23 protein-coding genes are annotated in these 23,657 nt (G+C 77.0%); 12 read left to right on the top strand and 11 right to left on the bottom strand.

Features of this window, described 5'->3' with window-relative positions; translation table 11 throughout:
- Positions 1 to 295 precede the first annotated feature (295 nt).
- Together pdxR and D7294_RS08630 are read left to right on the top strand one after the other, a co-directional pair.
- Positions 296 to 1,690 (top strand): MocR-like pyridoxine biosynthesis transcription factor PdxR, encoded by a 1,395-nt coding sequence (gene pdxR, locus D7294_RS08625; protein ID WP_241562240.1) that lies wholly within the window; start codon positions 296 to 298, stop codon positions 1,688 to 1,690.
- A 251-nt stretch (positions 1,691 to 1,941) separates the two neighbouring features.
- Positions 1,942 to 2,529, top strand: a complete 588-nt coding sequence (locus D7294_RS08630) for an ALF repeat-containing protein (protein ID WP_120677309.1) — start codon at positions 1,942 to 1,944, stop codon at positions 2,527 to 2,529.
- 134 nt (positions 2,530 to 2,663) lie between these two features.
- Here the strand turns inward: D7294_RS08630 and D7294_RS08635 are convergent, their stop codons facing one another.
- From D7294_RS08635 to D7294_RS08645, 3 genes are all read right to left on the bottom strand, one after another.
- Complete coding sequence (locus D7294_RS08635; RefSeq protein WP_120677310.1) at positions 2,664 to 3,119, bottom strand: group II truncated hemoglobin; 456 nt, start codon at positions 3,117 to 3,119, stop codon at positions 2,664 to 2,666.
- Positions 3,116 to 3,445: an antibiotic biosynthesis monooxygenase family protein gene (locus tag D7294_RS08640; protein WP_120677312.1), complete on the bottom strand. Its 330-nt coding sequence runs from the start codon at positions 3,443 to 3,445 to the stop codon at positions 3,116 to 3,118. The genes D7294_RS08635 and D7294_RS08640 overlap by 4 nt, the downstream gene beginning before the upstream one ends.
- Before the next feature lie 111 nt (positions 3,446 to 3,556).
- Complete coding sequence (locus D7294_RS08645; RefSeq protein ID WP_120677314.1) at positions 3,557 to 5,608, bottom strand: serine/threonine-protein kinase; 2,052 nt, start codon at positions 5,606 to 5,608, stop codon at positions 3,557 to 3,559.
- 288 nt (positions 5,609 to 5,896) lie between these two features.
- Between D7294_RS08645 and D7294_RS08650 the strand changes: the two genes are divergently transcribed.
- The gene (locus D7294_RS08650; RefSeq protein ID WP_120677316.1) at positions 5,897 to 6,541 is read left to right on the top strand and encodes a histidine phosphatase family protein; all 645 of its coding nucleotides are present in this window, start codon (positions 5,897 to 5,899) and stop codon (positions 6,539 to 6,541) included.
- Between the two features lie 208 nt (positions 6,542 to 6,749).
- Here the strand turns inward: D7294_RS08650 and D7294_RS08655 are convergent, their stop codons facing one another.
- Positions 6,750 to 7,436 (bottom strand): lytic polysaccharide monooxygenase, encoded by a 687-nt coding sequence (locus D7294_RS08655; RefSeq protein ID WP_422070672.1) that lies wholly within the window; start codon positions 7,434 to 7,436, stop codon positions 6,750 to 6,752.
- Between the two features lie 205 nt (positions 7,437 to 7,641).
- The gene (locus D7294_RS08660) at positions 7,642 to 8,016 is read right to left on the bottom strand and encodes an ArsR/SmtB family transcription factor (protein WP_120677318.1); all 375 of its coding nucleotides are present in this window, start codon (positions 8,014 to 8,016) and stop codon (positions 7,642 to 7,644) included.
- A gap of 168 nt (positions 8,017 to 8,184) precedes the next feature.
- On the opposite strand from D7294_RS08660, the gene D7294_RS08665 reads away from it, so the two are divergent.
- The 3 genes from D7294_RS08665 to D7294_RS08675 all read left to right on the top strand — a co-directional run bounded on the left by D7294_RS08665 (position 8,185) and on the right by D7294_RS08675 (position 11,036).
- Positions 8,185 to 9,690 carry an MFS transporter gene (locus D7294_RS08665; protein WP_120677320.1) on the top strand — a complete coding sequence of 502 codons (1,506 nt, stop codon included), beginning with the start codon at positions 8,185 to 8,187 and terminating at the stop codon, positions 9,688 to 9,690.
- Positions 9,691 to 9,802: 112 nt separating this feature from the next.
- Complete coding sequence (locus D7294_RS08670) at positions 9,803 to 10,492, top strand: helix-turn-helix transcriptional regulator (RefSeq protein ID WP_120677322.1); 690 nt, start codon at positions 9,803 to 9,805, stop codon at positions 10,490 to 10,492.
- A 31-nt stretch (positions 10,493 to 10,523) separates the two neighbouring features.
- On the top strand, positions 10,524 to 11,036 hold the full coding sequence (locus D7294_RS08675) for a DUF3291 domain-containing protein (protein ID WP_120677324.1): 513 nt from the start codon (positions 10,524 to 10,526) through the stop codon (positions 11,034 to 11,036).
- Between the two features lie 106 nt (positions 11,037 to 11,142).
- Here D7294_RS08675 and D7294_RS08680 read toward each other — a convergent pair whose 3' ends face one another.
- Together D7294_RS08680 and D7294_RS08685 are read right to left on the bottom strand one after the other, a co-directional pair.
- Positions 11,143 to 11,868 (bottom strand): GNAT family N-acetyltransferase, encoded by a 726-nt coding sequence (locus D7294_RS08680; RefSeq protein ID WP_120677326.1) that lies wholly within the window; start codon positions 11,866 to 11,868, stop codon positions 11,143 to 11,145.
- A 108-nt stretch (positions 11,869 to 11,976) separates the two neighbouring features.
- Complete coding sequence (locus D7294_RS08685) at positions 11,977 to 12,780, bottom strand: class I SAM-dependent DNA methyltransferase (RefSeq protein ID WP_120677328.1); 804 nt, start codon at positions 12,778 to 12,780, stop codon at positions 11,977 to 11,979.
- A gap of 483 nt (positions 12,781 to 13,263) precedes the next feature.
- Between D7294_RS08685 and D7294_RS08690 the strand changes: the two genes are divergently transcribed.
- The 4 genes from D7294_RS08690 (at position 13,264) to D7294_RS08705 (ending at position 16,386) form a co-directional block, all read left to right on the top strand.
- Positions 13,264 to 14,613 carry a sensor histidine kinase gene (locus tag D7294_RS08690; RefSeq protein WP_120677875.1) on the top strand — a complete coding sequence of 450 codons (1,350 nt, stop codon included), beginning with the start codon at positions 13,264 to 13,266 and terminating at the stop codon, positions 14,611 to 14,613.
- A complete protein-coding gene (locus tag D7294_RS08695; RefSeq protein ID WP_120677330.1) occupies positions 14,610 to 15,272 on the top strand; it encodes a response regulator in 663 nt (220 codons plus the stop codon). Before D7294_RS08690 ends, D7294_RS08695 begins: the two co-directional genes overlap by 4 nt.
- Before the next feature lie 262 nt (positions 15,273 to 15,534).
- Complete coding sequence (locus D7294_RS08700; protein WP_120677332.1) at positions 15,535 to 16,002, top strand: hemerythrin domain-containing protein; 468 nt, start codon at positions 15,535 to 15,537, stop codon at positions 16,000 to 16,002.
- 78 nt (positions 16,003 to 16,080) lie between these two features.
- Positions 16,081 to 16,386 (top strand): Rv3488 family transcriptional regulator, encoded by a 306-nt coding sequence (locus tag D7294_RS08705; protein WP_120677334.1) that lies wholly within the window; start codon positions 16,081 to 16,083, stop codon positions 16,384 to 16,386.
- 82 nt (positions 16,387 to 16,468) lie between these two features.
- Here the strand turns inward: D7294_RS08705 and D7294_RS08710 are convergent, their stop codons facing one another.
- Entirely contained in the window at positions 16,469 to 17,740 is a 1,272-nt protein-coding gene (locus tag D7294_RS08710; protein ID WP_120677336.1) for an APC family permease, read from the bottom strand.
- A 332-nt stretch (positions 17,741 to 18,072) separates the two neighbouring features.
- The gene (locus tag D7294_RS08715) at positions 18,073 to 18,924 is read right to left on the bottom strand and encodes a LysR family transcriptional regulator (RefSeq protein ID WP_241562206.1); all 852 of its coding nucleotides are present in this window, start codon (positions 18,922 to 18,924) and stop codon (positions 18,073 to 18,075) included.
- A gap of 440 nt (positions 18,925 to 19,364) precedes the next feature.
- Here D7294_RS08715 and D7294_RS08725 point away from each other — a divergent pair, with 440 nt between their 5' ends.
- Together D7294_RS08725 and D7294_RS08730 are read left to right on the top strand one after the other, a co-directional pair.
- Positions 19,365 to 19,724: a DoxX family protein gene (locus D7294_RS08725; RefSeq protein WP_120677338.1), complete on the top strand. Its 360-nt coding sequence runs from the start codon at positions 19,365 to 19,367 to the stop codon at positions 19,722 to 19,724.
- A 290-nt stretch (positions 19,725 to 20,014) separates the two neighbouring features.
- Positions 20,015 to 21,379: an acyltransferase family protein gene (locus D7294_RS08730; protein ID WP_120677879.1), complete on the top strand. Its 1,365-nt coding sequence runs from the start codon at positions 20,015 to 20,017 to the stop codon at positions 21,377 to 21,379.
- 75 nt (positions 21,380 to 21,454) lie between these two features.
- Here the strand turns inward: D7294_RS08730 and ku are convergent, their stop codons facing one another.
- A complete protein-coding gene (ku, locus tag D7294_RS08735) occupies positions 21,455 to 22,513 on the bottom strand; it encodes a non-homologous end joining protein Ku (protein WP_120677340.1) in 1,059 nt (352 codons plus the stop codon).
- A 125-nt stretch (positions 22,514 to 22,638) separates the two neighbouring features.
- Entirely contained in the window at positions 22,639 to 23,505 is an 867-nt protein-coding gene (locus D7294_RS08740; RefSeq protein ID WP_120677882.1) for a hypothetical protein, read from the bottom strand.
- Positions 23,506 to 23,657 lie beyond the last annotated feature (152 nt).

Below are 23,657 nucleotides of genomic sequence, written 5' to 3' on the forward strand. Positions count from 1 at the left end.
CCCCGGCCCGCCCCGCTCCCGCGGACCGGGCGGCGCGGCGGTCCGTGGCAGCATGGGTCCGGTGAGCGAGGGAGAACCGGTGACAGACGGCCCCGACCCGGCCTCCGCGGCCCCGGACGCGCCGGACGCCCCGGACGCGTCGAGAGCACCCGGCGCGCCTGGGACGTCAGGCGCGCCGGGTGCGCCGGCGGGCGCCCGACCCGCCGCCTACGGCTCGGACTTCCTGCAACTGGACGCCGGGAGCGTGCCCGCGGGCGGCAAGGCGGACTGGCTGGCGCGGCGACTGCGGCAGGCGATGGCCGACGGGCGGCTCGCCGTGGGACAGCGGCTCCCCTCCACCCGGGTGCTCGCCGCCGAACTGCAGGTCTCCCGGGGGGTGGTCACCGAGGCGTACCGGCGGCTCTCCGAGGACGGCCAGGTCGAGGGGCGCCGCCGCGGCGGCACGGTGGTGGTCGCCGTCCCCCTCGCCGCGCCCCGGGCGCCCGCCGGGCCGCTCCCCACTCCCCGCCCCGCCCGGGCCACCGGCCGCCGCCCCGAACCGGCCAGGTCAGGCCCGCTGTTCGCCGGCGGGCCGGGCGCCGACGCCTTCGACGCGCTGCGCGCCGCCCCCGCCCGGATCGACCTGGTGCCGGGCCAGCCCGACCTCTCCGCCTTTCCCCGCGCGGCCTGGCTGCGCGCCGAACGGGCCGTGCTCTCCGAGCTGTCCACCGAACACCTCGGCTACGGCGACCCCCGCGGCGCGCCGCGGCTGCGCCGCGCCGTCGCCGACTGGCTGGCGCGCAACCGCGGCATCAGGGTCGAGCCGCAGGAGGTGCTGATCGTCGCCGGCACAGCGCAGGCGCTCACCCTCCTGCACCCCGTGCTGCGGGCGGACGGCCTCACCGGCGTCGCGGTGGAGGACCCCGGCTCGCTGGGCACCCGCCAGCACCTGCAGTACGGCGGCCTGGCCACCCCGCCGGTGCCGGTGGACGAGGAGGGCCTGCGCGTCGACGTGCTGCGGGCCACCGGCGCCGGCGCCGTCCTGCTCACCCCGGCGCACCAGTTCCCCACCGGCGTGGTGACCAGCGGCGAGCGCCGCCGCGAACTCGTGCGCTGGGCGGCGGACGGCGGGCTGATCCTGGAGGACGACTACGACGCGGAACACCGCTACGACCGGCCGCCCGTGCCCGCGCTGCGCGCGCTGCTCGCCGAGCGGCTGTGCTACATGGGCAGCGTCTCCAAGCTGCTCGCGCCCGCGCTGCGGATCGGCTGGATGGTGCCGCCGCCCCGCTACCGCGAGGGGCTGACCGACGCGAAACGCTTCACCGACCTGGGCAACGCGGTGCTGCCCCAGCTGGTGCTCGCCCGGCTGATGGAGTCCGGCCAGCTGGAGCGGCAACTGCGGCTGCTGCGCGGCCGCCACAAGCGCCGCCGCGACGCGATGATCGACGCCGTCGCCGCGCACCTGCCGGGCGCGGTCGTGCACGGCGCGGCGGCCGGCCTGCACCTGACCGTCACCTACGCGCCGCAGGTGCCCGACACCGCGCTCGCCGACGCCGCCCTCGCCCGCGGCGTGAAGTGCCACCCCCTGTCCTGGCACCGGCAACTGCCCGGCCGCCCCGGCCTGGTCCTCGGCTACGCCGCCAGCCCGCCAGGCGCCATCGCCGAGGGGGTGGCGGTCCTCGGCCGGGCCCTGCGCGAGCTGTCCTGACCCGGCCCCGGCCCCGCCGCGGCCTGCCCCGCACCGGCGCGCGGCGCCGTGCAGGAAACCCCGCCGGAACATTGCCGGTTCCGGGCAATGACCTCGATCCGGCTCGCGGGCAGGATGGCCCACGACCCAGGGAAAACCGCGAGGAACGCGCGGGCAAGGTCCGCGCGCTCCTCGCGGTTCCGGCCGGTCGGGCATCGCCTGCGGCCGAGGTTCCCCCCGCGTCGGGTCCTTCGAGCAAAGGCAGGTTCTTCATGTCACTGACCCGTGTGGCACTGGTGGTCACGACCGGCGCGCTGGCCCCGGTCCTCGTCCTCTCCGCCCCGGCCCTCGCCGCCGGGGCGACGCCGCCGGCCGCCGGACCGGCCGCCACGGAGGCCGGTTCGCCCTACGACTCGATGACGGAGGACGAACTCCGCATCGCGATCCTCCGGGTCCTCAACGACCCGGAGAGCGGCGTCGGGGTGCGCCGCGAGGCGCAGGAGGCCCTGGACGGCACCGTCGAGGACATGCGGTACTTCTGGGAGACGGGGATCGTGCTGGCGCAGGCGGAGGACGATCGGGTGGCGATCGCCCGGCTGCTGGGCGACCCGGCGACGGGGATGGGGGTGCGCCGGGAGGCGACGGAGGCGCTGGATGCGGGGACCCCGGAGGCGTTGCGGTACTTCCTGGAGACCGGGATCGTGCTGGCGCAGGCGGAGGACGACCGGGTGGCGATCGCCCGGCTGCTGGGCGACCCCGACATCAGCGACGCCCTGCGCGCGGCGGCGGAGGCGGCGCTGGACGACGGCAGCCCCGAGGCGCTGCGCCACTTCGTGGAGGTCGGGCAGTACGAGGTGTGACGGCGGTGGGCGGCCCCGGCCGCCCACCGGTGCGGTGGCCCGATGCCCCGAGCCGGCGGGAACCGGAGCGCCGCCCGCGCGCCCGGGCGTTCCGGGGGCCCACGCCGCCCCCGGGCCCCCGGGCGCCAGGGCCCTCAGGCCAGGCCGTCCCAGCCCCAGCGCGGGGTGGGGCCGGGCTCGCCGAGGTCGGTGCCCGGCGGATCGGCGGAGACGTCCCTGGCGATGCGGGTCCCCCAGTCGAAGTACTCCATGACCCGGCGGCGCAGCAGCTCGTCCCCGGGGAGTTCCTTCTCCACCGCGGCGGCCATCAGCTCCACCCAGCGCACCCGTTGCTCCTCGGTGATGGACAGGCCGAGGTGGGCCCGCAACAGGCCCTGGTGGCCGCCGAGTTCGCGCGTGTAGGCGTCCGGCCCGCCGAAGATCTCGGCCAGCCAGATCGCGACGCGCTCCGCGTGCGTGGCCGTGAAGCCGGCGAACACCGGCGCGAGCACCGGATCGGGCAGTACCGTCTCGTAGAAGGTGCTCACGAGCCGCCGCAGCGCCTCCAGGCCGCCCACCGCCTCGTAAAGCGTCTCGCCGCGCTCGCTCATGCGGACGCCGCCTCTGCGCGGGCGGAGACGACGGCCGTCCTCGCGTAGTGCTTCATCTCCTCGATGTCGCCTATGTAGGGCCGGATCGCGGCCAGGAAGGGCGGGAAGTGCGGGCCCCCGCGGAAGCCCTGCTCGTGGTCGGCCACGGAGGACCACTCGATGCGCAGGACGTAGCGTTCCGGCTCCTCCACGCCGTTGCTCAGCTCGTAGCCCAGGCACTCGGGCGCCCGGTCCAGATGCGTGGCCGCGGTCGCGTAGTCCTCCTCGAAGGCCGCGCGGCGTGCGGGATCGGTGATGCGGTATCGGATGTATTCGAGCGATGTCACGGCTTGGCCCTCGTTCCCTCGGCGGTGCCCGATCACCGGCGACGCTAGGCGGTGACGGGCCGGCGACCAAGCGGTTTCGTCCTCGGCTGAGAGCGGACGGCCGGTGGGCGGTCAGTGGGCGGCGTTGATCGCCGGGGTGTCCAGCGCAACGCCGGGGACCTGCCAGGCGTCGAGCACCTCGGCGTAGGTGCCCTCGGCCACGAGGGAGCCGAGCGCCGACCTGAGCGCCTCCGCGAGCCCGGAGCCGGGCCCTGGCACCGCGATGCCGTGCGGTCCCGAGCCGAACTGCCGGTCCGTCAGGGCCCAGCCGGCGTCCTCGGGCTGGTAGGTGGCGATGTGGTCGACGACCGCCCCGTAGGGCAGCAGGGCGGCGTCGGCCGCGCCCTCGCCGACGGCGTTCAGCATGCTCTCGATGTCCGGGCCCGCCCGGAAGGCGACGGGTGAGCCGCAGTCGGCGGCGCCCTCCGAGACCAGGTGGCGGAAGTACTCGGCGTCCCAGCTGACGACGGTGCCGCCGCAGAGGTCCCCGAGATCCTCGACGGCCCGGTCCCCGTTCGTCACCAGGACGGAACCCTCCTGGTAGTGGTCGACGAAGTCGATCCCCTCCGCGCCGCGGACCGTGGGGTCGTCGGCCAGCCCGCCGATCGCGATGACCGGGCCCGCGCCCGACTCGGCCGCGTCGCCCAGCCGCGGCACCAGCGCGTCGAAGTCCTCGACCTGCTCGTAGACGAAGTCCACGCCGAGCAACTGCCCGGCGGCCGCCAGCAGATCGGGTTCGAGCCCGGCCACGTTGCCGCCTTCGTCGCGGTAGGAGTAGGGGCGGGCCGCCGTCGCGGCCAGCACCCGGATCTCCCCGGCCTGCCGCACCTCCTCGGGCAGCAGGTGGTAAAGGGGGGCGCCGGGGTCGCCCCGGCCGGCCGCGTCCCCCTCCGCGGCGCCCGAGGGCGGCGGCCCGGAGGAGGAGGCCGATGCGCCGGAGCCTGCGGAGCCGTTTCCCTCCCCGTCTCCCACCGGGGCGAGGACCAGGACCAGGCCGGCGACGGCCAGGACGTTGAGCGCGGCGCTGCCCAGCGTGAGCAGGCGCCGCCGCCGCGCGGGCGCCGGGGCTGCCCCGGGCGCGGGCGCCGTCCCGGGCGGGGGCAGGGGCCCCGCCGTCCCCGCCGTCCCGGGCCCGGCCGGGGGCGCCGCCGGGGTGGCGGGCCACGGCGGCGGGGCGGGAGCGGCCCCGGGGAGGGGCGCGGACCCGGCGGCGGGCAGGTCGAGTTCGAGCACCCGGGAGACGTCCCGGCCGAGCCTGGCGATCAGCGCGGGCGGCAGCCACAGCCCCGTGTCGAGGCTGTCCCCCACCCGCCGGGCGGCGAGCGCCGTGACCTCGGCGAGCGGCGGCCTGCGGTCCGGCTCCTTGCTCAGGCAACGCCGCGCCAGCTCCCGCAGCTCGCCGCCCAACGAGCCGTCGGGTAAGCCGAGTTCGGGCTCCTCGTGCAGGACGCGGTAGAGCAGCACGTGCAGCGTCGGCCGATCCCCGGCGAAGGGGCCGATGCCCGTGGCGGCGTGGACAAGCACCGCGCCGAACGCGAACAGGTCGGTGGCCGCGGTGACCCGCTCGCCGCGGATCTGCTCGGGCGCCATGTAGCCGGGAGAGCCGATCATCGAGCCGGTCCTGGTCAGCACGCTCGCGTCGGCCGCCCGGGCGATGCCGAAGTCGATGACCTTCGGGCCGTCCAGCGTCACCAGGATGTTCGACGGCTTCAGGTCCCGGTGCACCAGCCCGTTCCGGTGGATCTCGCCCAGCGCCCGGCCGAGCCCGTGGGCGAGCGCCCACAGCGCCGGGGCGGGCAGCGGGCCGTGCCGCTCCACCGCCTCCTGAAGGGAGGGCCCCGGCATGTATCCGGTCGCCACCCACGGCGTCGCCGACTCCGTGTCGCTGCCCAGCACCGGCGCCGTCCACCGGCCGCCCACCTGCCGGGCCGCGGCCACCTCGCGGGCGAAGCGCCGGCGGAACTCCGGGTCGGCCGCCAGCTCCTGGTGCACCAGCTTGACGGCCACCGTCCGCCCGCCAGGCGAACGCGCCAGGTACACCCGCCCCATGCCGCCGCTGCCCAGCCGCCCCAGCAGCCGGTACGGCCCCACCGCCGCCGGATCGCCGGCGTCCAGTGCCTCCATGCCCCGTCCCCCTTCGCGCCCCGCGCACCCACCCCGCCGGCCTGCCGCCGCCCGCCGGCCCGCCGTGCGGCCCCTCGGCCGCGGGCGGTCGGCCCATACGGTACCGGCGGCGCCGCAGCGTGACCCACCGGGCGCCCGGACGTCACGGCGGCCGGTGGGTCACGGCGCGCCCCGGCGACGGGGCCGCCACCCGCGAGGGCCGGGCAAACCGCTTGCGGGCGGCGCCTGCCTCCCGCACAGTGACGTGCGCCCGACGGCCACCCCCGCCACGAGAAGAGGCACGCACCGATGCGCACGCTCCACGTCGTCACCCACCCGGAGGCGACCCACCACGTCGAGAAGGTCGTCGGCGGCTGGCACGACTCGCGGCTGACGCCCGCCGGCCTGCGCGCCGCGGGCGCCATCGCCCGGGCGCTGCGGGAACGGGTGCCGCAGGGCGCCGCCGCGGAGCTGTACTCCTCGGACCTCAGGCGCACCCGGGAGACGGCCGAGCGCATCGCCGAAGTCCTCGCCGTGCCACCGGTCCTGGACCCCAGGCTGCGGGAGAAGTCCTACGGGGAGGCCGAGGGCAGGCCGCAGGAGTGGCTTGCGGCGCGCTTCGTCCCGCCGCCGGCCGCCGGGGAGCGCATGGCACACGACGAGGGCGTGCCGGGCGCCGAGACCAAGGCCGCATGGGCCCGCCGCGTCTACGCGGCCATGACGGACATCCTCCGGCGCCCGTGCGCCCACCAGATCGTCGTGACCCACGGCGGCTCGCTGACCCTCGTCGTCGCCGCCTGGATCGGGATGCCGATCGAGTCGCTCGGCCACGTCGCCTTCCGCGCGCCCTCCGGCAGCATCACCACGCTCCACGAGGACGACTTCTTCCACAACCGCCAGGTCCTCGCCCTGGGCGACAGCCGCCACCTCGGCGACCCCGCGACGGCCTCCTGAACCCGGGAACGAGGGGCCGGCGACCACGCCGCCGGCGCCGCCTCGCCGGCGACGCCCCGTCAGGCGCGTCCGCAACTGCCGCCCCGCCGTGTCGCCCTCCCGCCGCGCCAAAGCCCCGCCCGGGGCGGCGACCGTCCGGGCGGGAACGGGACGGGGGCCGGCCCCGGGCGGGGCGGGGGGTGGTGCGGGGGCGAACCAGGGGGACGGGCTAGAAGGTCACGTCACTGCAGAAGAAGTAGATCTGGTCGGCGTGCGAGGCCTTCCAGATCGTGTAGACGACATGGTGGCCGCTGCGCCCGGGCGCGGAGACGTTGACGAGGTAGTGGCTGGCGGGCGCGTATGTGCCGGTCGTGGCCCGCAGTTCCAGGTCGCCCCAGTCCAGGGCGTCCGTCTCGGCGTTGTAGCCCTGCCTGGTCACATACACCTGGAGGTAGTCGGCGCCGTGCAGGGCCTGGTCCAGCACGTCGACCGTGAAGTTGGCGCCGATGCCGGACGTCTTCCACGGGCCGGGGTTGTCCATGGAGTTGTACCGGCCGTCCCCGGTGTGCCCGGCGCTGCACAGCTGGTTGTCGGGGATGAACGCCTGGAAGTCGCCGCCGGTGCCCTCGCGGTACAGGCCGTTCCAGTTCCACATGGCGTTGGTGTCCCACTGCCAGGCCTGCCAGCACATGGGGTCTTCCTGCTCCATGGCCGGGTTCTGGAAGTCGTTGCCCCAGCGCTGCCAGCAGCCGTAGTTGCGGGAGACGGGGTCCGCGGTCGAGCCGTGGGCGGAGGCGGCCGGGCTGGTCCAGGGCGTCACCAGGAGCGCCACGGCGGCCAGCACGGCCGGCAGGGCGCGCAGGGTCAGACGGCGCGCGTCGGTGCGATGATCTCTGAGCGATAACAGCGACAACACTGCGACTCCTCGTCCGGAGAGAGTGGGGGTCCGGGGTGTGGGAGCGCTCCCTTTGACGGGGGCTTTTCCCCGTCGCGGGGCGATTGAAACGTTTTACAAAACCGCCGGGGTTGCCCGGCGGCGGTCGCGCCGCGGCGGGAGGGGGGCGGGCCGGGGCGGGGTGCGGCCGGGCCGCGGGGCCGCGGTGGGGGCGGGCGCGGCGCGCTCAGTCCGCGGAGCCGGCCTCCCCGCGCAGCACCAGGTCGAGCAGGCCGGGGAAGCAGGCGTCGAACTCGGCGCGGCGCAGGCGGTTCAGCCGCTTCGTGCCGACGTCGCGCTGTTCCAGCAGGCCCGCGTCGCGCAGCACCGAGAAGTGCCGGCTGAGGGTCGCCTTGGTCACCGGCACGTCGAAGCTGCCGCAGGGCCGCCGCCAGTCCTCGTCCGCGGCGAGTTCGCGCACCAGGGTCCGGCGCACCGGATCGGCGAGGGCCAGCAATGCCGTCTCCAGCGGCACGTCGGCCGGGTCCGTGTGGACCGGCAGTGCGCGGTGGTGGGTGGCGGCGGGCGGCGTCTCCGCCCGCGCCCGGTTCCGTGCCGGCATGGCTCCTCACCTCTCTGGGCCGGTGTCGTGCGCCGGCCCGGATTGCCGAGTGTTCGATGCTGTGCGTACACTCACGAGTGTTCGTTGCTCGTCGAACATCTTAGTCGACGCGCCGGGCTCGCGCGCGCCCCTGCGTCCTCGGGCAGTCCCCGCACGGAGGAAGAAGACATGGCACCGCATTCCCCGCGCCCCCGGGGCCTTCGGCGGTCCGGCCGCCCCGGCCCGCACCCCGGCCGCACCCTGTTCGCCGCCGCCCTGGGCTTCGTCGTGGTCGTCCTGGACGTCAGCGTCGTCAACGTGGCCGCGGAGGCGCTCGCCGGGGACCTCGGCGGCAGCGTGTCCGGCCTGGAGTGGGTGATCAACGGCTACACCCTCACCTTCGCGGCCTTCCTGCTCACGGCCGGAACCATGGGCGACCGCTTCGGCCCCCGGCCGATCTTCCGCTGGGGCTTCGCCCTTTTCGCGCTCACCTCGCTGGCCTGCGCCGCCGCGCCCTCACTCGGGGTGCTGGTGGCGGCCAGGCTGGTGCAGGGCGTGGGCGCCGCGATGATCGTGCCCTCGTCCCTGTCGCTGGTGAGCGCCGCCTTTCCGGAGCCGGCCCGCCGCGCCAGGGCCGTGAACACGTGGGCCGCGGTCGGCGGGCTCGCGCTGGCGCTCGGCCCGGTGGTGGGCGGCCTGCTCGTGGACGCGCTCGGCTGGCGTTCCGTCTTCTCCGTCAACCTGCCGATCGCCGCCGTCGGCATCCTGCTCACCGGGGCCTTCGCCGCCCCCGCCCCCGCCGCGGGCGGCGCCGCCCGCCGCTCGCTCGACCTGCCGGGACAGGTGCTGGCCGTGGTGGCCCTGGGCGCCCTCACCGGCGCCCTGGTGGAGGCCAACGTCCAGGGCTGGGCCTCGGCGGCCGTCTCGGCCTGCGCCGCGGCCTTCGTGGCGGCGCTGCTCGCCTTCCTGGTCGTGGAGCGGCGCGGCGGCGCCCCGATGCTCCCGCTGCACCTGTTCCGCCGGGCGGCGTTCGGCGTCACCTCGCTGCTCGGCGTGCTGCTGAACTTCGCCTTCTACGGCCTGGTCTTCGTCTTCAGCCTCTTCTTCCAGGAGGAGTGGGCGTACTCGCCGATCGCCGCGGGCCTCGCCTTCCTGCCGACGACGGCCGCCATCGCGGGCGCCAACCTGGCCTGCGGCCCGCTGGTCAGGCGCTTCGGTGCCCGGCCCGTGCTGGTCACGGGCAACGCCCTGGCCGCGCTCGGCTACCTGGGCGCCGTGCCCTTCGTCGGCTCTGCCTCCTACCCGGCCCTGGTCGCGCAGTTCCTCCTCGCCGGGTTCGGCCTCGGCCTGGTCGTGCCGGCGATGACCAACGCGATGCTCGGCTCGGTCCGCCCGGCCCAGGCGGGCCTCGCCTCCGGCGTGCTCAACGCCTCCCGCCAGCTCGGCGGCCTGATCGGCGTCGCCGTGATGGGCCTGCTCGTCGGCCGGGCGGGCCCGGGCCACTTCGTCCCGGGGCTGCGCGCCGCGCTGCTGGCGGCCGCCGCCGCGCTCGCGATCGGCGTCGTGCTCAGCGCGGCGGGCATCCGCGGCTCCGCCCCGGCCGCCAAGGATTCGGCCGCCCCGGCCCCGGTCGCCGCCCGCGCCCCCCGGCCCGCCCCGGCTCCCCGGGACGCCAGGACCTGCGGCGCCCACTGAGCGGGAGCCCCGGGCGCCTGTCTCCCCGGGGGCGCCGCGGCGGCGCGGCGGGCACGGTCCGGGCCGGGTCCGCCGTTCTATCTCCAACCTGCGTTGTTCCTAGAATGGCCGGGTGGAGGAGATTGACGCGATCGCGGCGTTGCAGGACCCGGTGCGGCGTCGCCTGTACGAGTACGTGGCGGCGCAGGGCCGCGAGGTCGGGCGCAACGAGGCCGCCGAGGCGGCCGGGGTGGCGCGCACGCTCGCCGCGCACCACCTGGACAGGCTGGCCGAGGCGGGGCTGCTGGAGACCGGCAGCCGCCGGCTGTCGGGCCGCTCGGGGCCCGGGGCGGGCCGTCCCGCCAAGGTGTACACGCGGGCGCGGGCGGAGGTGTCGGTGTCGCTGCCCGCCCGCGACTACCGCACCGCAGCCGAGCTGCTCGCCGAGGCGGCCGAGCAGGCCGGGCTGGATGCCGGGCTGTGGGCGGCGGCGCGGCGCCGGGGCGAGGCCCTGCGTGGCCCGGCGGCGCCCTGCGGCGGCCTCGAAGAGGCCATGGAGGCGCTGGCCGCCCGGGGTTACGAACCGCACCTGGAGGGCGCCGAAGAGGCCACCGGGGCGCCGGGGGCGCCCGCGCGCGTCGTGCGCATGCGCAACTGCCCCTTCCACGCCGTGGCCGCACGCTTTCCGCCGCTGGTCTGCGGCATGAATCTCGCGCTGCTCGAGGGCCTGTTCGGCACGGAAGGCCCCGTCCGCGCCCGCATGGACCCCCGGCCCGGGGAGTGCTGCGTGGTGGTCGAGAGTTCTAAAAACAACGATGATTGACATAGAAACGGGGGCGTGCTGGGATGAGGCCATGACCGCATCCCTGCCTGCCGCCCACCTCGCCCACCTCAACGTCGCCACGCTCCGGTACCCCCTCGGCGACCCGCGCATGGCGCCGTTCGTCGAGCGGCTCAACCCGGTCAACGCCGCCGCCGACGCCGCGCCCGGCTTCGTGTGGCGGCTCGTGGAGGAGGGGGCGGCCGACGCCACCGGCCTGCGCCCGGCGGGCGAGAACGTCATCGTCACCCTGTCGGTGTGGGAGACCCAGGAGGCGCTGTGGGACTTCACCTACCGCAGCGGGCACCTGGAGGCCATGCGGCGGCGCCGCGAATGGTTTGCCCGGCACGTCGAGGCGCACCTGGTGCTCTGGTGGGTGCCCGTCGGCCACCTCCCGACCGTGGACGAGGCCCTGGAGCGGCTGGCGGACCTGCGGGCGCACGGGCCGTCCCCCCGGGCGTTCACCTTCGCCTCCTCCTTCACCGCGGACGAGGCCGCCCGGCACCTCCAGGCCGCGCCGCCCACGCGGGCCGCGGCGCTCAACTGACCCACGCTGAGGATTGCCCCGGCTGCAAGGGACGTCCCGCAGGACCGGATCCGGCCGCCCGCGGAGCGCCAGTGGCCGTACGGCCTCCGGCCGGGCGCCGGCGACCCTAGTGCGGGCCCACGGGCGCCGGGTGGGCCGCGCCCCCGCCCGGCGCCTTCGCCGCCGTGCCGCCGCAGCGGCCGGCCGGTTCCGGGGAGGCGTGCCGCAGCCAGCGGGCCCCGATCTCGCGGCCGTTGGGGAGGGTGTGGCGCGGCGGCCCGCCGTCCGGGGCGAAGCCGGCGCCCGCCAGCGCCCGCGCGCTGGCGAGGTTCGCCGGCTCGTGTCCCGCCCGCACCACCGCGAGCCCCAGGTGCGCGTGGCCGAACAGGGCGCCGGCGCGGAACAGTTCCGTGCCCATGCCCCGGCCGCGGGCGTGGGGGGCCAGCCAGCCGCCCAGCTCCGCGGTGGCGGGGTCCACCCGCAGGGCCCCGGCGTACCTGCCGTCGTCCAGGCGCACGGCGATCAGCAGCTCATGCGGCTCGGGGCCGGGCCGGTAGGGCGCCTTCCGCAGGCGCCGCCCCCCGGGGATGCGGCGGGAGACGGGATCGCCCGGGCGCAGCCGGAGCAGGGCCTCGCGGATGTCCGGGTCGGGCACGGTGCCGCTGTCCCAGCCGAGCCACCGCTGGGCCTCCTCGTCGGAGGCGGCGGCCATGCAGGCCACGACGTCGAGCACCGTGTGGGGCGTGGCCAGCAGGAGCCGTTCCGTGCGCAGGCTGTGCCGCCGCGGCCCGCACCCGCCGGGGAAGGGGAGTTCGGGCCCCGCGCGCCCGCGAAGCCGGCCCGACCACAGCATGCGCCCTCCCGGAAAGCCGGCGGCCGGCCCGGTCGCCGGCGCGCCGCCGGCCAGGTTCTCACGCCGCCCCGGCGGGCGCGCCCCGGGCCGGCCCCTGGCCGCCCCCGGCTACCCGGCCTCGCCGGCCGGCCCCGCCTCCTGGCCGTGGGTGACGCGGATCTTGGACTGGCCGTGCGGGAGTTCCTCCCAGTCCGTCATGAACCGCGCGCTCAGGCCGTGCCTTTCGGCCAGCGCGAGCAGGGTCTCGGTGCGGTAGTAGAAGTCCTCCCGCAGCACCTGGTGTTCCTCGCCCTCGGTCCGGTTGAAGGTGAAGTCGAACCAGCCGCCGGGCGCCAGCACCCGGCCGACGTGGGCCAGGCACTCCTCGATGACCGGGAGCGGGGAGTGCGAGAAGACGCTGTGCGCGTGCACCACGTCGAAGTGGCCCGCGGGCAGGAAGTCAAGCCGCAGGTCGCGCACCGGGGTCAGCGTGGGCAGCCGGGGCTGGAGGTCCATCCGCACGATCGTGTCCTGCGCGGCGTGCAGGATGTCAGGCGAGATGTCGACGCCGTAGTAGTGCCCGGGCTCCAGGTGCCGGATGAAGCGCCAGCCCGCGCGCAGGTTGCCGCAGCCGATCTCCAGCATCCGGTGCCCGGGCCGCAGCCCGTGGCCGGCCAGGTAGTCGAACTGCAACGCGCCCAGCGCCAGCCACCGTTCGTGGGTGCGGCTGCCGACCGCGGCCTCCGGGTTGGCGCGCGTGTCGGAGCGCATCACCGCCCGGTAGTAGGAGACGTGGTCGGGGGAGCGGTAGCGCAGCCAGGCGTCCCGCGTGGCGCGGGCCAGGTGGCGCGGCACCCGCTGGGGGTGGCGCAGCGCGTAGCCCACCCGGTGGCGGAGGGTGGCGCGGTTGACGGTGAGGTTCCTGCCGGGCACGGGACTTCCTTCCCTTCGGTCGGCGGCGGGGGAACTGCCGGATACGGGCCCCGCGGGCGATGCGGAACCCGCTGTCAGCTTCGGTCCTCGGGCGGCGGCCGGGCGGGCGCGACAGGCTGGGCCGGCGGTGCGGACTGGGGAACCGGATGTCACCCGGTTGGGTATTGCGGTGCGGCGTCGGGCACGCTAGTGCGGTGGCCGGTGGCCCTCGCCCCGGCGGCGGGGCCGGGCCGGGAACGCGGCCGGGCAGGCTCGGTGAACTCCGGCGCCGCGCCGGCGAACGCCGGTGGAGCGCCGGCGAATGAGGTCGGGAGCGTGGACGAGGACGGGGTGCCCCAGGCGGCGGTGGCCGTGCGGGCGAGACAACGGACGGCGCAACGGGCGGCCGAAGGCGCAACTTCGGGGGACGCCGCGGGGGACCCGGCGGCGCGCCGGGAGGGCGGCGCGGGCCGGGACGGCGGGTCCGATCCGGACGGGCGGTGGCTGCGGGCGGTCGTACACGCCGCGTTCCTCCTGCTGTTCGCCTCCTCGCTGGGGCGTTACCTCATCCACCACACCGGCGAGGGCCGCGGCCCGTGGGTGCCCGGGCTGTTCGCGGCCTTCTTCCTGCTGTACGTCCTGGGCCCGGCCCTCGCGCCCCCGCCGCCGCCGGGCGCCCGGCCCGCCGGGCGTCATCTGGCCTGGCTCGGCGCGGTGTCGGCGGTGTGGATCGCGCTGCTCGGCGTCGCGCCGAGCGCCACCTGGTGCGCCATGCCGCTGCTGTTCGCGGGGCTGCACACGCTGCCCGCGCGCCTGTCGGTGCCGGTGGCGGCCGGGCTCACGGCGCTGGTCGTCGCCTCCGAGATCCGGGTGTCCGAGGGCGCCCTCAACCCGAACACGGTGGTCGCCCCGCCCGCGCTCGCCGCGGTGGCCACCGCCGTGCTCGTCCACCTGCAACGGCAGACGGCCCGGCAGCGGCGGCTGATCGGGGACCTGGTCCGCGCCCGCCGCGAACTGGCCGCCACCGAGCGGCGGGCGGGGGTGCTGGCGGAGCGGCAGCGGCTGTCCGCCGAGATCCACGACACCCTCGCCCAGGCGCTGTCCAGCCAGGGGATGCTGCTGCAGGCCGCGGAACGCACCTGGCACACCGCCCCGGAGGCCGCCCTCGGGCACGTCAGGGAGGCGGCGGCGCTCACCTCCCGCAGCCTGGCCGAGGCCCGCAGGTTCGTGCACGCGCTGGCCCCGGCCGACCTGCTGGAACGCGCCCTGCCCGAGGCGCTTGCCGCCCTGGCCGAGCGGGAGAGCGGCCGGGGACTGCGCGTGGAGTGCCGGGTCGACGGCACGCCCGGCGCCCTGCCGGAGCGGGTGGCGGCGGCGCTGCTGCGGATCGCCCAGGGGGCGCTGGCCAACGTCCGGGAGCACGCGGCGGCGACGCGGGCGGTGGTGACCCTGACCTGCCTGGAGGACCGGATCGCGCTGGACGTCGCCGACAACGGCCGGGGCTTCGACCCGGCGGCCCACTTCCCGACCCCCGGGGACCCGGCTCCCGGGGACCCGGCTCCCGGGGACCGGGCTCCCGCCGACCGGGCGGGCGCGGACCGGGCTTTGGCAGACTGGGCGGGCGCGGACCGGACGGGCGCGGACCGGACGGGCGTGGTGGGACACGAGCCGGGGCGTGCGCCAGGCGCCCGGCCGGGGCGGGGGCACGGGCTGCCGGCGATGCGGGCCCGGGCGCGGCAGTTGGGGGGAACCTGCACCGTGGAGTCGGCCCGGGGCGAGGGCACGGTGGTCTCGGTCGCCGTCCCGCTGCGCGCCGCCGGCGCCGCGGCCCCGGGCGAGGAGGAGCGCGCATGACCGATCCCGGTGGGGCGGCCGCCCCGATCCGGCTGCTGCTGTGCGACGACCACGCCGTGGTGCGCGCCGGGTTGCGCGCCTTGCTGGCGAGCGCCGAGGGCATCGAGGTGGCGGGGGAGGCGGGCAGCGGCGAGGAGGCCCTGGCGATGGCCGCGCGGGTGCGGCCCGACGTGGTGCTGATGGATCTGCAACTCGGGGCGGGCATGGACGGCGTGACCGCGACCCGCCGGCTGACGGCCGCCCGGGAGGCGGACGGCGGGGCGGGGCCGCGGGTGCTGGTGCTCACGATGTTCGACACGGACGCCGACATCAGCCGCGCCATCGAGGCCGGGGCCACCGGCTACCTGCTCAAGGCGGGCAGGCCCGAGGAGCTGTTCGCCGCGATCCGGGAGGCCGCGGCCGGCCGGGCCGCCCTGTCGCCGCCGGTCGCCGGCCGGGTCCTGGCGCAATTGCGCAGCCCCCGCCCCGGCCTGTCGGACCGGGAGCGCGACATCCTCCGCCACCTGGCGCGCGGCCTGGGCAACCGGGAGATCGCCCGGGAACTGTTCGTCAGCGAGGCGACCGTGAAGGCCCATCTGAAGCGGCTCTACGGCACGTTGGGCGTGCAGAGCCGGGCGAGCGCGGTGGCCGTGGCAAAGGAACGGCGGCTGCTGCCCTGAGCCCGCGGCGCCGGCTCCCCGGAGGTTCACCGGCCGGCCGCCGCCCCGCCCTCCTCGCGGCCCGCCACGCCCAGGCGGCAGCCGGGCGCCGGCCCAGGGGCGTGGGGGCCGGGGCGTGCGGCCCGCGGGTGGGGGCGTTGACGGGCCGCCGCGGCCCGCCGTTATGCTGCGGGCAGCGTCGCGTGCCGGTGGCGGACCGCGTCAGGCATGGAGGCGCCGGACCGGAAGGCGGTCTCGATGACCCTTTCCCCGCTCCCCGCCCGTGACTGAGGGCGAGCAGAACAGGCTCATCGCCTGGCACCGTGAACTGACCGCCGCCCACCGGCGACTTCGCCGGGCCCTGGCGCTGGCGCGCGAGTCCCTCCACACCGGCGAAGGCGCCTCGGCGCGCGCCGACCTCCTGCTGTACTGCCATGGGTTCTGCGCCGCCCTCGGCGGGCACCACGCCCGCGAGGACGCCGGGCTGTTCCCCGAACTGGCCGCCCGCCACCCGGAGTTGCGGCCCACGCTCGCCAAGCTGACGCAGGACCACGAGCTGATCGCCGCCCTGCTCGGGGAACTGGAGCGCGCGCTCGCCTCCGGCGCCCCGCCCGGCGAGGTGTCCCGGCACCTGGACGGACTCTCCGCGATCATGGAGTCCCACTTCCGGTACGAGGAGCGCCGGCTGCTCGGCCCCCTCGCCAGGCTGGCGCTGGACGCGGACCCCCGGGCGCTCCTCGGCCCGCTCTGAGCCTGCGGAAACCGGGGCGCCCGCCCGCGTAGGATCGGGGGCCGATATCGGTTTCTTCACTGCCGGAGGTGGGCTGCGGTGCGGGAGTTCCAGCGGGGCGCGGTGCGGCTGCACATCCTGCACCACGCGGCCGAGGGGGAGGTCCACGGGGCCTGGCTGACCGGGGAACTCGCCCGCCACGGCCACCGGATCAGCCCGGGAACCCTGTACCCGACGCTGCACCGGCTGGAGGCCGAGGGGCTGCTGGCCTCGGAACAGCGGGTGGTCGAGGGCCGCACCCGGCGCGTCTACCGGGCGACGCCGGCGGGCCGGCGGGCGCTCGCCGAGGACCGCAGGGCGCTGCGCGAACTGGCCCGCGAGGTCCTCGGCGAGGAGGCGCCCTGAGCCGCGGCGCAGGGCCGGTGCGTGCGGCGGCGCACGGGCCGGTGCGGTGCCGGTCCGCGCGGCAGGCGGCGCCGGCGCGCGCTCAGCCGCGGGCGGACCGGGCGCGCCGCAGCGCGTAGGCGGCGGCCCCGGCGGCGAGCACCGCCGCGCCCGCGAGGACGGAGGGCGGCGGAAGCGCGAAGGCCAGGAGGAGGCAGCCGGCGAGCCCGACGGCGGGAATCAGGCGGTGGGGGCGGCCCTCGGCCGGAGTGAGGGTCCAGGCGGAGGCGTTGGCCAGCGCGTAGTAGACGAGCACCGCGAAGGAGGAGAACCCGATCGCGCCGCGCAGGTCCGCCGTGGCCGCGAGGACGGACACCACGGCGCCGACGAGCAGTTCCGCGCGGTGGGGCACCGCGAAACGCGGGTGGACGGCGGCCAGGGCGTGCGGAAGGTGCCGGTCGCGGGCCATCGCCAGGATGGTGCGCGAGACCCCGAGCACGAGGGCGAGCAGGGAGCCGAGCGCCGCGACGGCCCCGCCGGCCCGGACGACGGGGACGAGCCCGCCGGCGCCCGCGGCCCGCGTGGCCTCCGCCAGCGGCGCCCCCGCCTCGGCGAGCCGCCGCGGGCCGAGCACCAGCAGCACGGAGACGGCGACCGCGGCGTAGACGAGCAGGGTGATGCCGAGCGCGAGCGGGATCGCCCGCGGGATCGTGCGGGCCGGGTCGCGTACCTCCTCGCCCAGGGTGGCGATCCGCGCGTACCCGGCGAAGGCGAAGAAGAGCAGGCCGGTGGCCTCCAGCACCCCGCCCACGCCGGCGCCCTGGCCGCCCGCCAGGCGGGCGGTGCCGGGCGGGCCGGAGGCGAGGAGGGCGGTCACCGTGGCCGCGAGCACCACCAGGGTCACCGCGACGATCGCCCGGGTCAGCAGCGCGGACTTGCGTACTCCCGCATAGTTCACGGCCGTCAGCGCCACCACCGCCGCCACCGCGACCGCGCGCGCCTGCCCCGGCCACACGTAGGTGCCGACGGTGAGGGCCATCGCCGCGCAGGAGGAGGTCTTGCCGACGACGAAGCCCCAGCCGGCGAGGTAGCCCCAGAACGGGCCCAGCCGTTGCGTGGCGTAGACGTAGGTGCCGCCCGAGGCCGGGTGGCGGGCCGCGAGGCGCGCCGAGGAGGTGGCGTTGCAGTACGCGACCACGGCGGCGAGGGCCAGGCCGAGCAGCAGCCAGGAACCGGCGGCCCGCGCCGCCGGGGCCGGGGCGGCGAAGATCCCGGCGCCGATCATCGACCCCAGGCCGATCACGACGGCGTCCGGCAGCCCCAGCCGCCGCCGCAGCCGCTCCGGCGCGTCCCGCCCGGGCGAGGGTCCGCCCATCGCCCTCCTCCTCGGCCGCCCGGGGCCTCCCCTACGGACCCCGATATCGACAGACGATATCCGACCCCGGCTCCCGCCCGCCCCGCCCTCCCTTCAAGCCTCGGCGCACAGCCCCCGGGGGCCCCTCCGGAGGGGAACGCGTGCACGCCCCACCCCGGCCGAGGAGCGGGCCCTCCGGCCGGGTCCCGTTCGGCACCCGCCTCCCGCCGGCCTTCACCGGCGGCCCAAGGCGCACCCCGCGCAGTCCCGAGGGCCGCGGCGTTCGCCTCGGGCACGAGCCGCGGCAGCGCCGGTGCAGGTGCAGGTGCAGGTGCAGGTGCAGGTGCCGGTGCTCAGGGGCGGTACGCGGCCGTCGCGATCCTGACGAAGGAGCGGATCAGTGGGTTGCTGTCGCCTTCGTTCCACACCGCCACCACCCGGCTCGGCGCCATGTCGATCAGCGGCACCGCGGCCAGGTCTGCGGGCAGGTCGTGCCCGAGCGGGGCCAGGCCGACCGTGCCGTTCCACAGCACGGCGTGCAGGCATTCCTGGACGGCGCGCACCACGGGCCCCTCGCGCGGCCTGCCGCCGTTCCAGTACGACTGCCAGAGGGGGTCGGTGCCCTGCGGGAACTGGAACCAGCGGCGGTCGTTCAGCTCGGCCAGCCGCAGCCGGTCGCGGCGGGCCAGCGGATCGTCGGCGCGCAGGACCACCCCGACCGGATCGGCCCGCAGCGCACGCACCGTCAGGGCGGTCTCGTCGAACGGCGCCCGAGTCAGGGCGACGTCGACCAGTCCGGCGCGCAGCCCGCAGGTGGGGTCGCTCAGATCGGCGTCGCGGATGCGGATGTCGATGCCGGGGTGGCTTCGGCGATAGACGGCGGCCAGCCGTGACACTCCCGGGTCGGTGCCGTCGCCCAGGATGCCGACGGTGAGGGCCGCGACGCCGGCCGCCGCGCTCACCCGTGCCCGGACGTGGTCGGCGTGGTCGAGGAGGGCCCGCGCCTCGTCGAGCAGCACGGTGCCCACCGCAGTGAGCGCGACGCCGGTGGACGAGCGGGTGAACAGCAAGGCCCCGACATCGGCCTCCAGTTGCTTGATCGCCCGGCTCAGCGGCGGCTGGCTCATGTGCAGTCGGGCGGCGGCCCGGCCGAAGTGGCGTTCCTCGGCGACCGCCACGAAATAGCGCAGGGTCCGTAGCTCCACGCTGCAACGATACCCACGAGGTATCGGCCTTGCGGAAGGGGTTTTGGACACCGGCGGGGCGTCGGCGGTGCACTCGTGAGCATGACCGAAGCAGCAAGGACCAGCGAGCCGCAGGCCGCCCCGCCGTATCGGTGGTGGGGCCCGGCGAGGGCGAGAGGATCGTCCGGGACCTCCGGGAGATGCGCGCCGGTGGCCGGCCGCCGACGCCGCAGGCCACGGCCGGCGCGATGAGCCGCTACGCCACCGAACCCGCCACCGACCTGGCCTGACGCCGACGGGACGGCACGTCAGGCCGCCCTCCTTCCGGCCGGCCGGGGCCGTGGCGCTCCCGCCTCCGGCGTCCGGGTCCCCCGGACGACGGGCCGGGCCTTGCCAGGGCTCCCCGGCAGACAACGCAATCGACGGGCCCCCGCGAACCGGTGGCCCATGAACGGGAAACCATGAACATCGCCTATGGAATCGTCGCGGGGCTGCTCGCCCTCTTCTACCTCTACTCCGGCACGCTGAAGGTGAGCCGGAGCCGCGATCGGCTCCGGCCGATGATGGCCTGGGTCGATCGCGTACCCTTGCCCGTCCTCAGGGCGCTGGGGGCGGTCGAAATACTCGGCGCGGCCGGCTTGATCCTGCCGCCGCTGACCGGCATCGCCCCCTGGCTGGCACTGGCCGCGGCCCTCGGCTTCGTACTCCTGCAGGCCGGTGCGATCGCCGTCCACCTGACCGGCGAAGACCGCCGGATCACGCTCAACGCCGGGCTCATCGCCACTGCGGCCGTGACCGTCTGGCTGGCCACCGGGCTCTGATCGGGCACCGTCCCCGAACCTGCGGATACGACGGTGAAACCGGCCGCCCCACGGCCGCTGCTCCTCTCTCGCGAACGTCGCCCACGCCGCCACTCACCCGCTGCCGGCCGAGGCGTACCCGGCCCGCCGTCCGGGCGCGGGTGGGGCTGCGGGCGGCGTTCGCGCCGGGACTCGCCGCCGACCCCCTGTCCCGCGCGGCGAAGGAGACCGCTTCCGGCACGACGCTGTCCGCCGCACCTCCCTTCCTCCACACTGGGCGTGGACGGGGAAACGGGGGAGTGGAGACGGGCATGGACGGCGGCGACGGCAGACACGGCGGCGGGGCCGGAGGCGGCGGCGGGGCCGGAGGCGGCAGCGGCGGCAGACACGACGGCGGCGGGGACGGCACGGACGCCGAGCCGGCGGTTCCGGCGGCCAGGCGCGGGGAACTCGACGCGCTGCGCGCCCTGGTCGTGCTGGGCCTGGTCTTCTTCCACGCCGCCCTCGTGTTCGCCCCGGACGACGATTTCTACGTCAAGAACGCGGAGACCACCGGCGCCGTCACCGTGCTGGCCGGGTTCGGCGTGGTGTGGGCGATGCCGATGCTGTTCCTCGTCGCCGGCCTCGGCGCCCGCCACTCGGTGCGCCGCCGCGGCCCCGGCGGGTTCGCCAGGGAACGCCTGCTGCGCCTGGGCGTTCCGCTGGTCTTCGCCTCCCTCGCCCTCAACCCGCTGCCGCAGTGGCTGCGGCTCCGGGCCGCCGACCCCGGCTATCACGAGCCCTACTGGCGCTTCTGGCCCCGCTTCCTCGACGTGCACGTGGAGCCGGGCGACTTCCCCTTCGTGCTCGGCGGCCGCCACTTCGAGACCGGGCACCTGTGGTTCGTCGTGCTCCTGCTCGCCTTCTGCCTGCTTCTGGCGCCGGTGGCCGCGCCCCTCGCCGCCTGGGGTGAGCGGGTGGGTGCCGCGCCGGCGCGGCACCCGGTCCTCCTCCTGCTGCCCGCGCTGCCGCTGGCGCTGCTGAACTCGCTGCTTGGCATGGAGGAGGACTTCGCGGGCTGGAACCGCTGGGCCTACCTGCTGTTCTTCCTCTGGGGCTACGCCCTGGCCGAGGACCCGCGCCTGCGGCCCCTCCTGCGCCGCCACGCCGTGCCGGCCGGCGTGCTCGGGCTCCTGCTGTTCGCCGCCTGCGCGCCCGGATTCGTCGCCGGGGACGACCCGTTCACCGACGGCGGCCCGTTCGCGCTGGCCACCAGGGCGCTGTTCGGGGCGGCCGGGTGGTGCTGGGTGCTGGCCCTCCTCGGACTGCTCGACCGGGCCGGGCCGCGCGCCGCCGCCCCCCGCGAGCCGGGCACGCGCCCCCGCCGCGCCGGGCGAGGCGCCAGGGCGCGCGCGTACCTCACCACCGCCGCGCTGCCGCTGTACGTGCTGCACCAGCCGGTGGTGGTGGCCTTCGCCTACGCGGTGGTCGGCCTGCCCCTGCCGATCGCGCTCAAGTACGCCGCGATCGTGGCCGGTTCGCTGGCGGTGATTCTCGTGCTCTACGAGGGGGCGGTGCGCAGGACGCGGGCGACGCGCTTCCTCTTCGGCATGCGCCCCGCGCCCCGCCCCCCGCGCCCGGCCCCGGCCGGCCCCACGACGGCCCCCCGCCGCCCCGCCACCCCACCCGCACGCTGATCGGCGTGCGCCACCGGGCGGCCGGCGGGTCGCCCGCCGCGGGGCGCGCGGCGGAGGGGTCAGGAGGCGGAGGGGTCAGGAGGCGGCGCGGTCCTCGGCCGCGCGGGCGACGGCCTGGGCGAGCCGGCCGCGGTCCATCGTGGAGCGGCCCCGCACGCCCAGTTCGCCGGCCCGCCGGTACAGCTCCTTCTTGCTCAGCCGCGCCAGGTCCTCGCCCCCGCCCGGGGCGGGCCGGTCCTTCCGCTTCCGGCCGCGGGCGGGCCGGTCCCCACGCCTGCGGCCGCCGCCGGCCCGGCGGCGTGCCTCCCGCAACTCCCGTACCTCCCCCGTGCCGCCGCCCCCGCGGGAGGGGCGTTCGCGGCTCCGGTCCACGCTGGCCCGCAGCGCGTCCATCAGGTCGACGACGCCGGTGGCCTCGGGCGGGCCCTCGGCGGCCACGATCTCCCGGCCCTCGGCCTTGGCCTCGATCAGCTCGCGCACCCGTTCCTCGTAGGTGTCGTGGTAGTCCTCGGGGCGCCAGTCGATGCTCAGGGCGTCGATCAGCTCCCGCGCGGTGTCCAGTTCCCTGCCGCGGCCCTCCTTCCGCCCGGGCAGCACGGGGAGTTCCCCGGCCGGGTCGCGGACCTCGTCCGCCCAGTGCAGGGTGTGCAGGACCAGGCACTCGGTCTGGGCGCGCAGGGCGATCAGGTACTGCTTGCCGCGCATCACGAACGTGGCCACGCCCGCCTTCCCCGCCTCGTCCAGGGCGGTGCGCAGCAGTGCGTAGACCCCCGTGTACTCCTCGCCCTTGGGGGCCAGGTAGTAGGTGCGGTCGAAGAACACCGGCTCGATCCGGTCGAGTGCGACGAAGCCGCTGACGTCGATGGTCTGGGACTTGCCCGGGGCGACGTCGTTCAGCTCGCCCGGCTCCACGATGACGTAGTCCCCGCCGCCCAGGTCGTACCCCTTGACGATCTCGTCGTAGGCGACCTCCTCGCCGGTGCGCTCGTTGACCCGCTTGCGGCGGACCCGGTCGGAGGTGCCGCGCTGGAACTGGCGGAAGTGCACGGTGTGGTCCTCCGTGGCGGTGAACAGCTGCACGGGCACCGTGACCAGCCCGAAGGTCAGCACCCCGCTCCAGATCGCCCTGGCCATCGCAGCCTCCTTGCTCTCCTTGCTCTCCTCGTGCTCCTCGCCGTCGCCCGCGCCGGACCCCGGCGCCGTTCGTCAACGCCGCCGCTCTCCGCGGCGCGGCAGTGCCGTTGGCCTCGGCGGCCGTCTCACGCCGCCTGCCCGCCGTCCTGGCGTTCGGCCCGCGCGGTGGCCTCCCGCGCGCGGCGTTCGGCCCGGCTCACCGCCCGTTCCGCCTCCCGCAGCTCGCCACGGGCCCGCCGCTCCCGCTCTTCCGCCCGCCGCCCTGCCTCCTTCGCCTCCCGCAGCTCCCCGGCGAGCCGCCGGGCCTGCCGGCCGGCCTCGTCGCGCTCCGTGCGGGCCCGGTCCGCCGCCTGCGCGGCGGCCTCCCGCCGCTCCCGGCGCTCGCGGAGCCCGGCAGCGGCGCGTTCGGCCTCCCGGCGGGCGCGTTCCCGTGCCGCGCGCCCCTTCTCTCGGCCGTGCGCGCCCTTTTCCGCGGCGGGAGGCCGCGCGTCCGCGGGCCGGTCGCCCTCGGCGGGCGGCCGGAAGCCGGTGGGCGCGCTCAGCGGCCGGGTCAGGCGGCCCGCCGCCCACTGGCCGGCCGCCTGCGGGTCGGCCAGGACGGCGTGGAGGGTCTGTTCGACCTCGCGCTGCGCGCCGGCGCCGATCCGCTGCCCGGCGTCGGCCGTCAGCCGCACGGCCTGCCGCGCCAGCGCCCCGACCACCCGCCGCTGTTGCCCGGACAGCTCCCGCAGCCGCTCCCCGGCCAGCTCCTGGTGTGCCTGCCGCAGCGCCCCGCCCAGCTCCAGCAGGCGTTCCGCCTCCTCGGGCCGCTCGCGCACCAGCAGATTGGCCGCCCAGGCGGCCGGCGTGGGGCGGCGCAGCCTGCCCACGGCCTCGGCGAGGCCCCGGTCGCCCCCGGCCCTGGCCCGCGCCGCGGCCTCGTTCCGCGCGGCGGTGAACCGGCCGGGCCGCAGCCGGTAGAGCCGGTCGGCCACCGCGTCGAGCTCGGTCATCTCCTCCGCCTCCGGGACGGCGCCGCCTCCCGCGCCGCCGCGCGCCCAGGCGCCTGGCGGCAAACCCCTTCACGATAACCCGGTAAAGGGGATATTTCCACCCAAACGGGCGCGCCTCGGGGGCGGGCCGCTCGCGCGCACCGGGTACGCGC

Origin of the sequence: Streptomyces hoynatensis, from assembly GCF_003626535.1 — a bacterium.
Lineage (GTDB): Bacteria > Actinomycetota > Actinomycetes > Streptomycetales > Streptomycetaceae > Streptomyces > Streptomyces hoynatensis.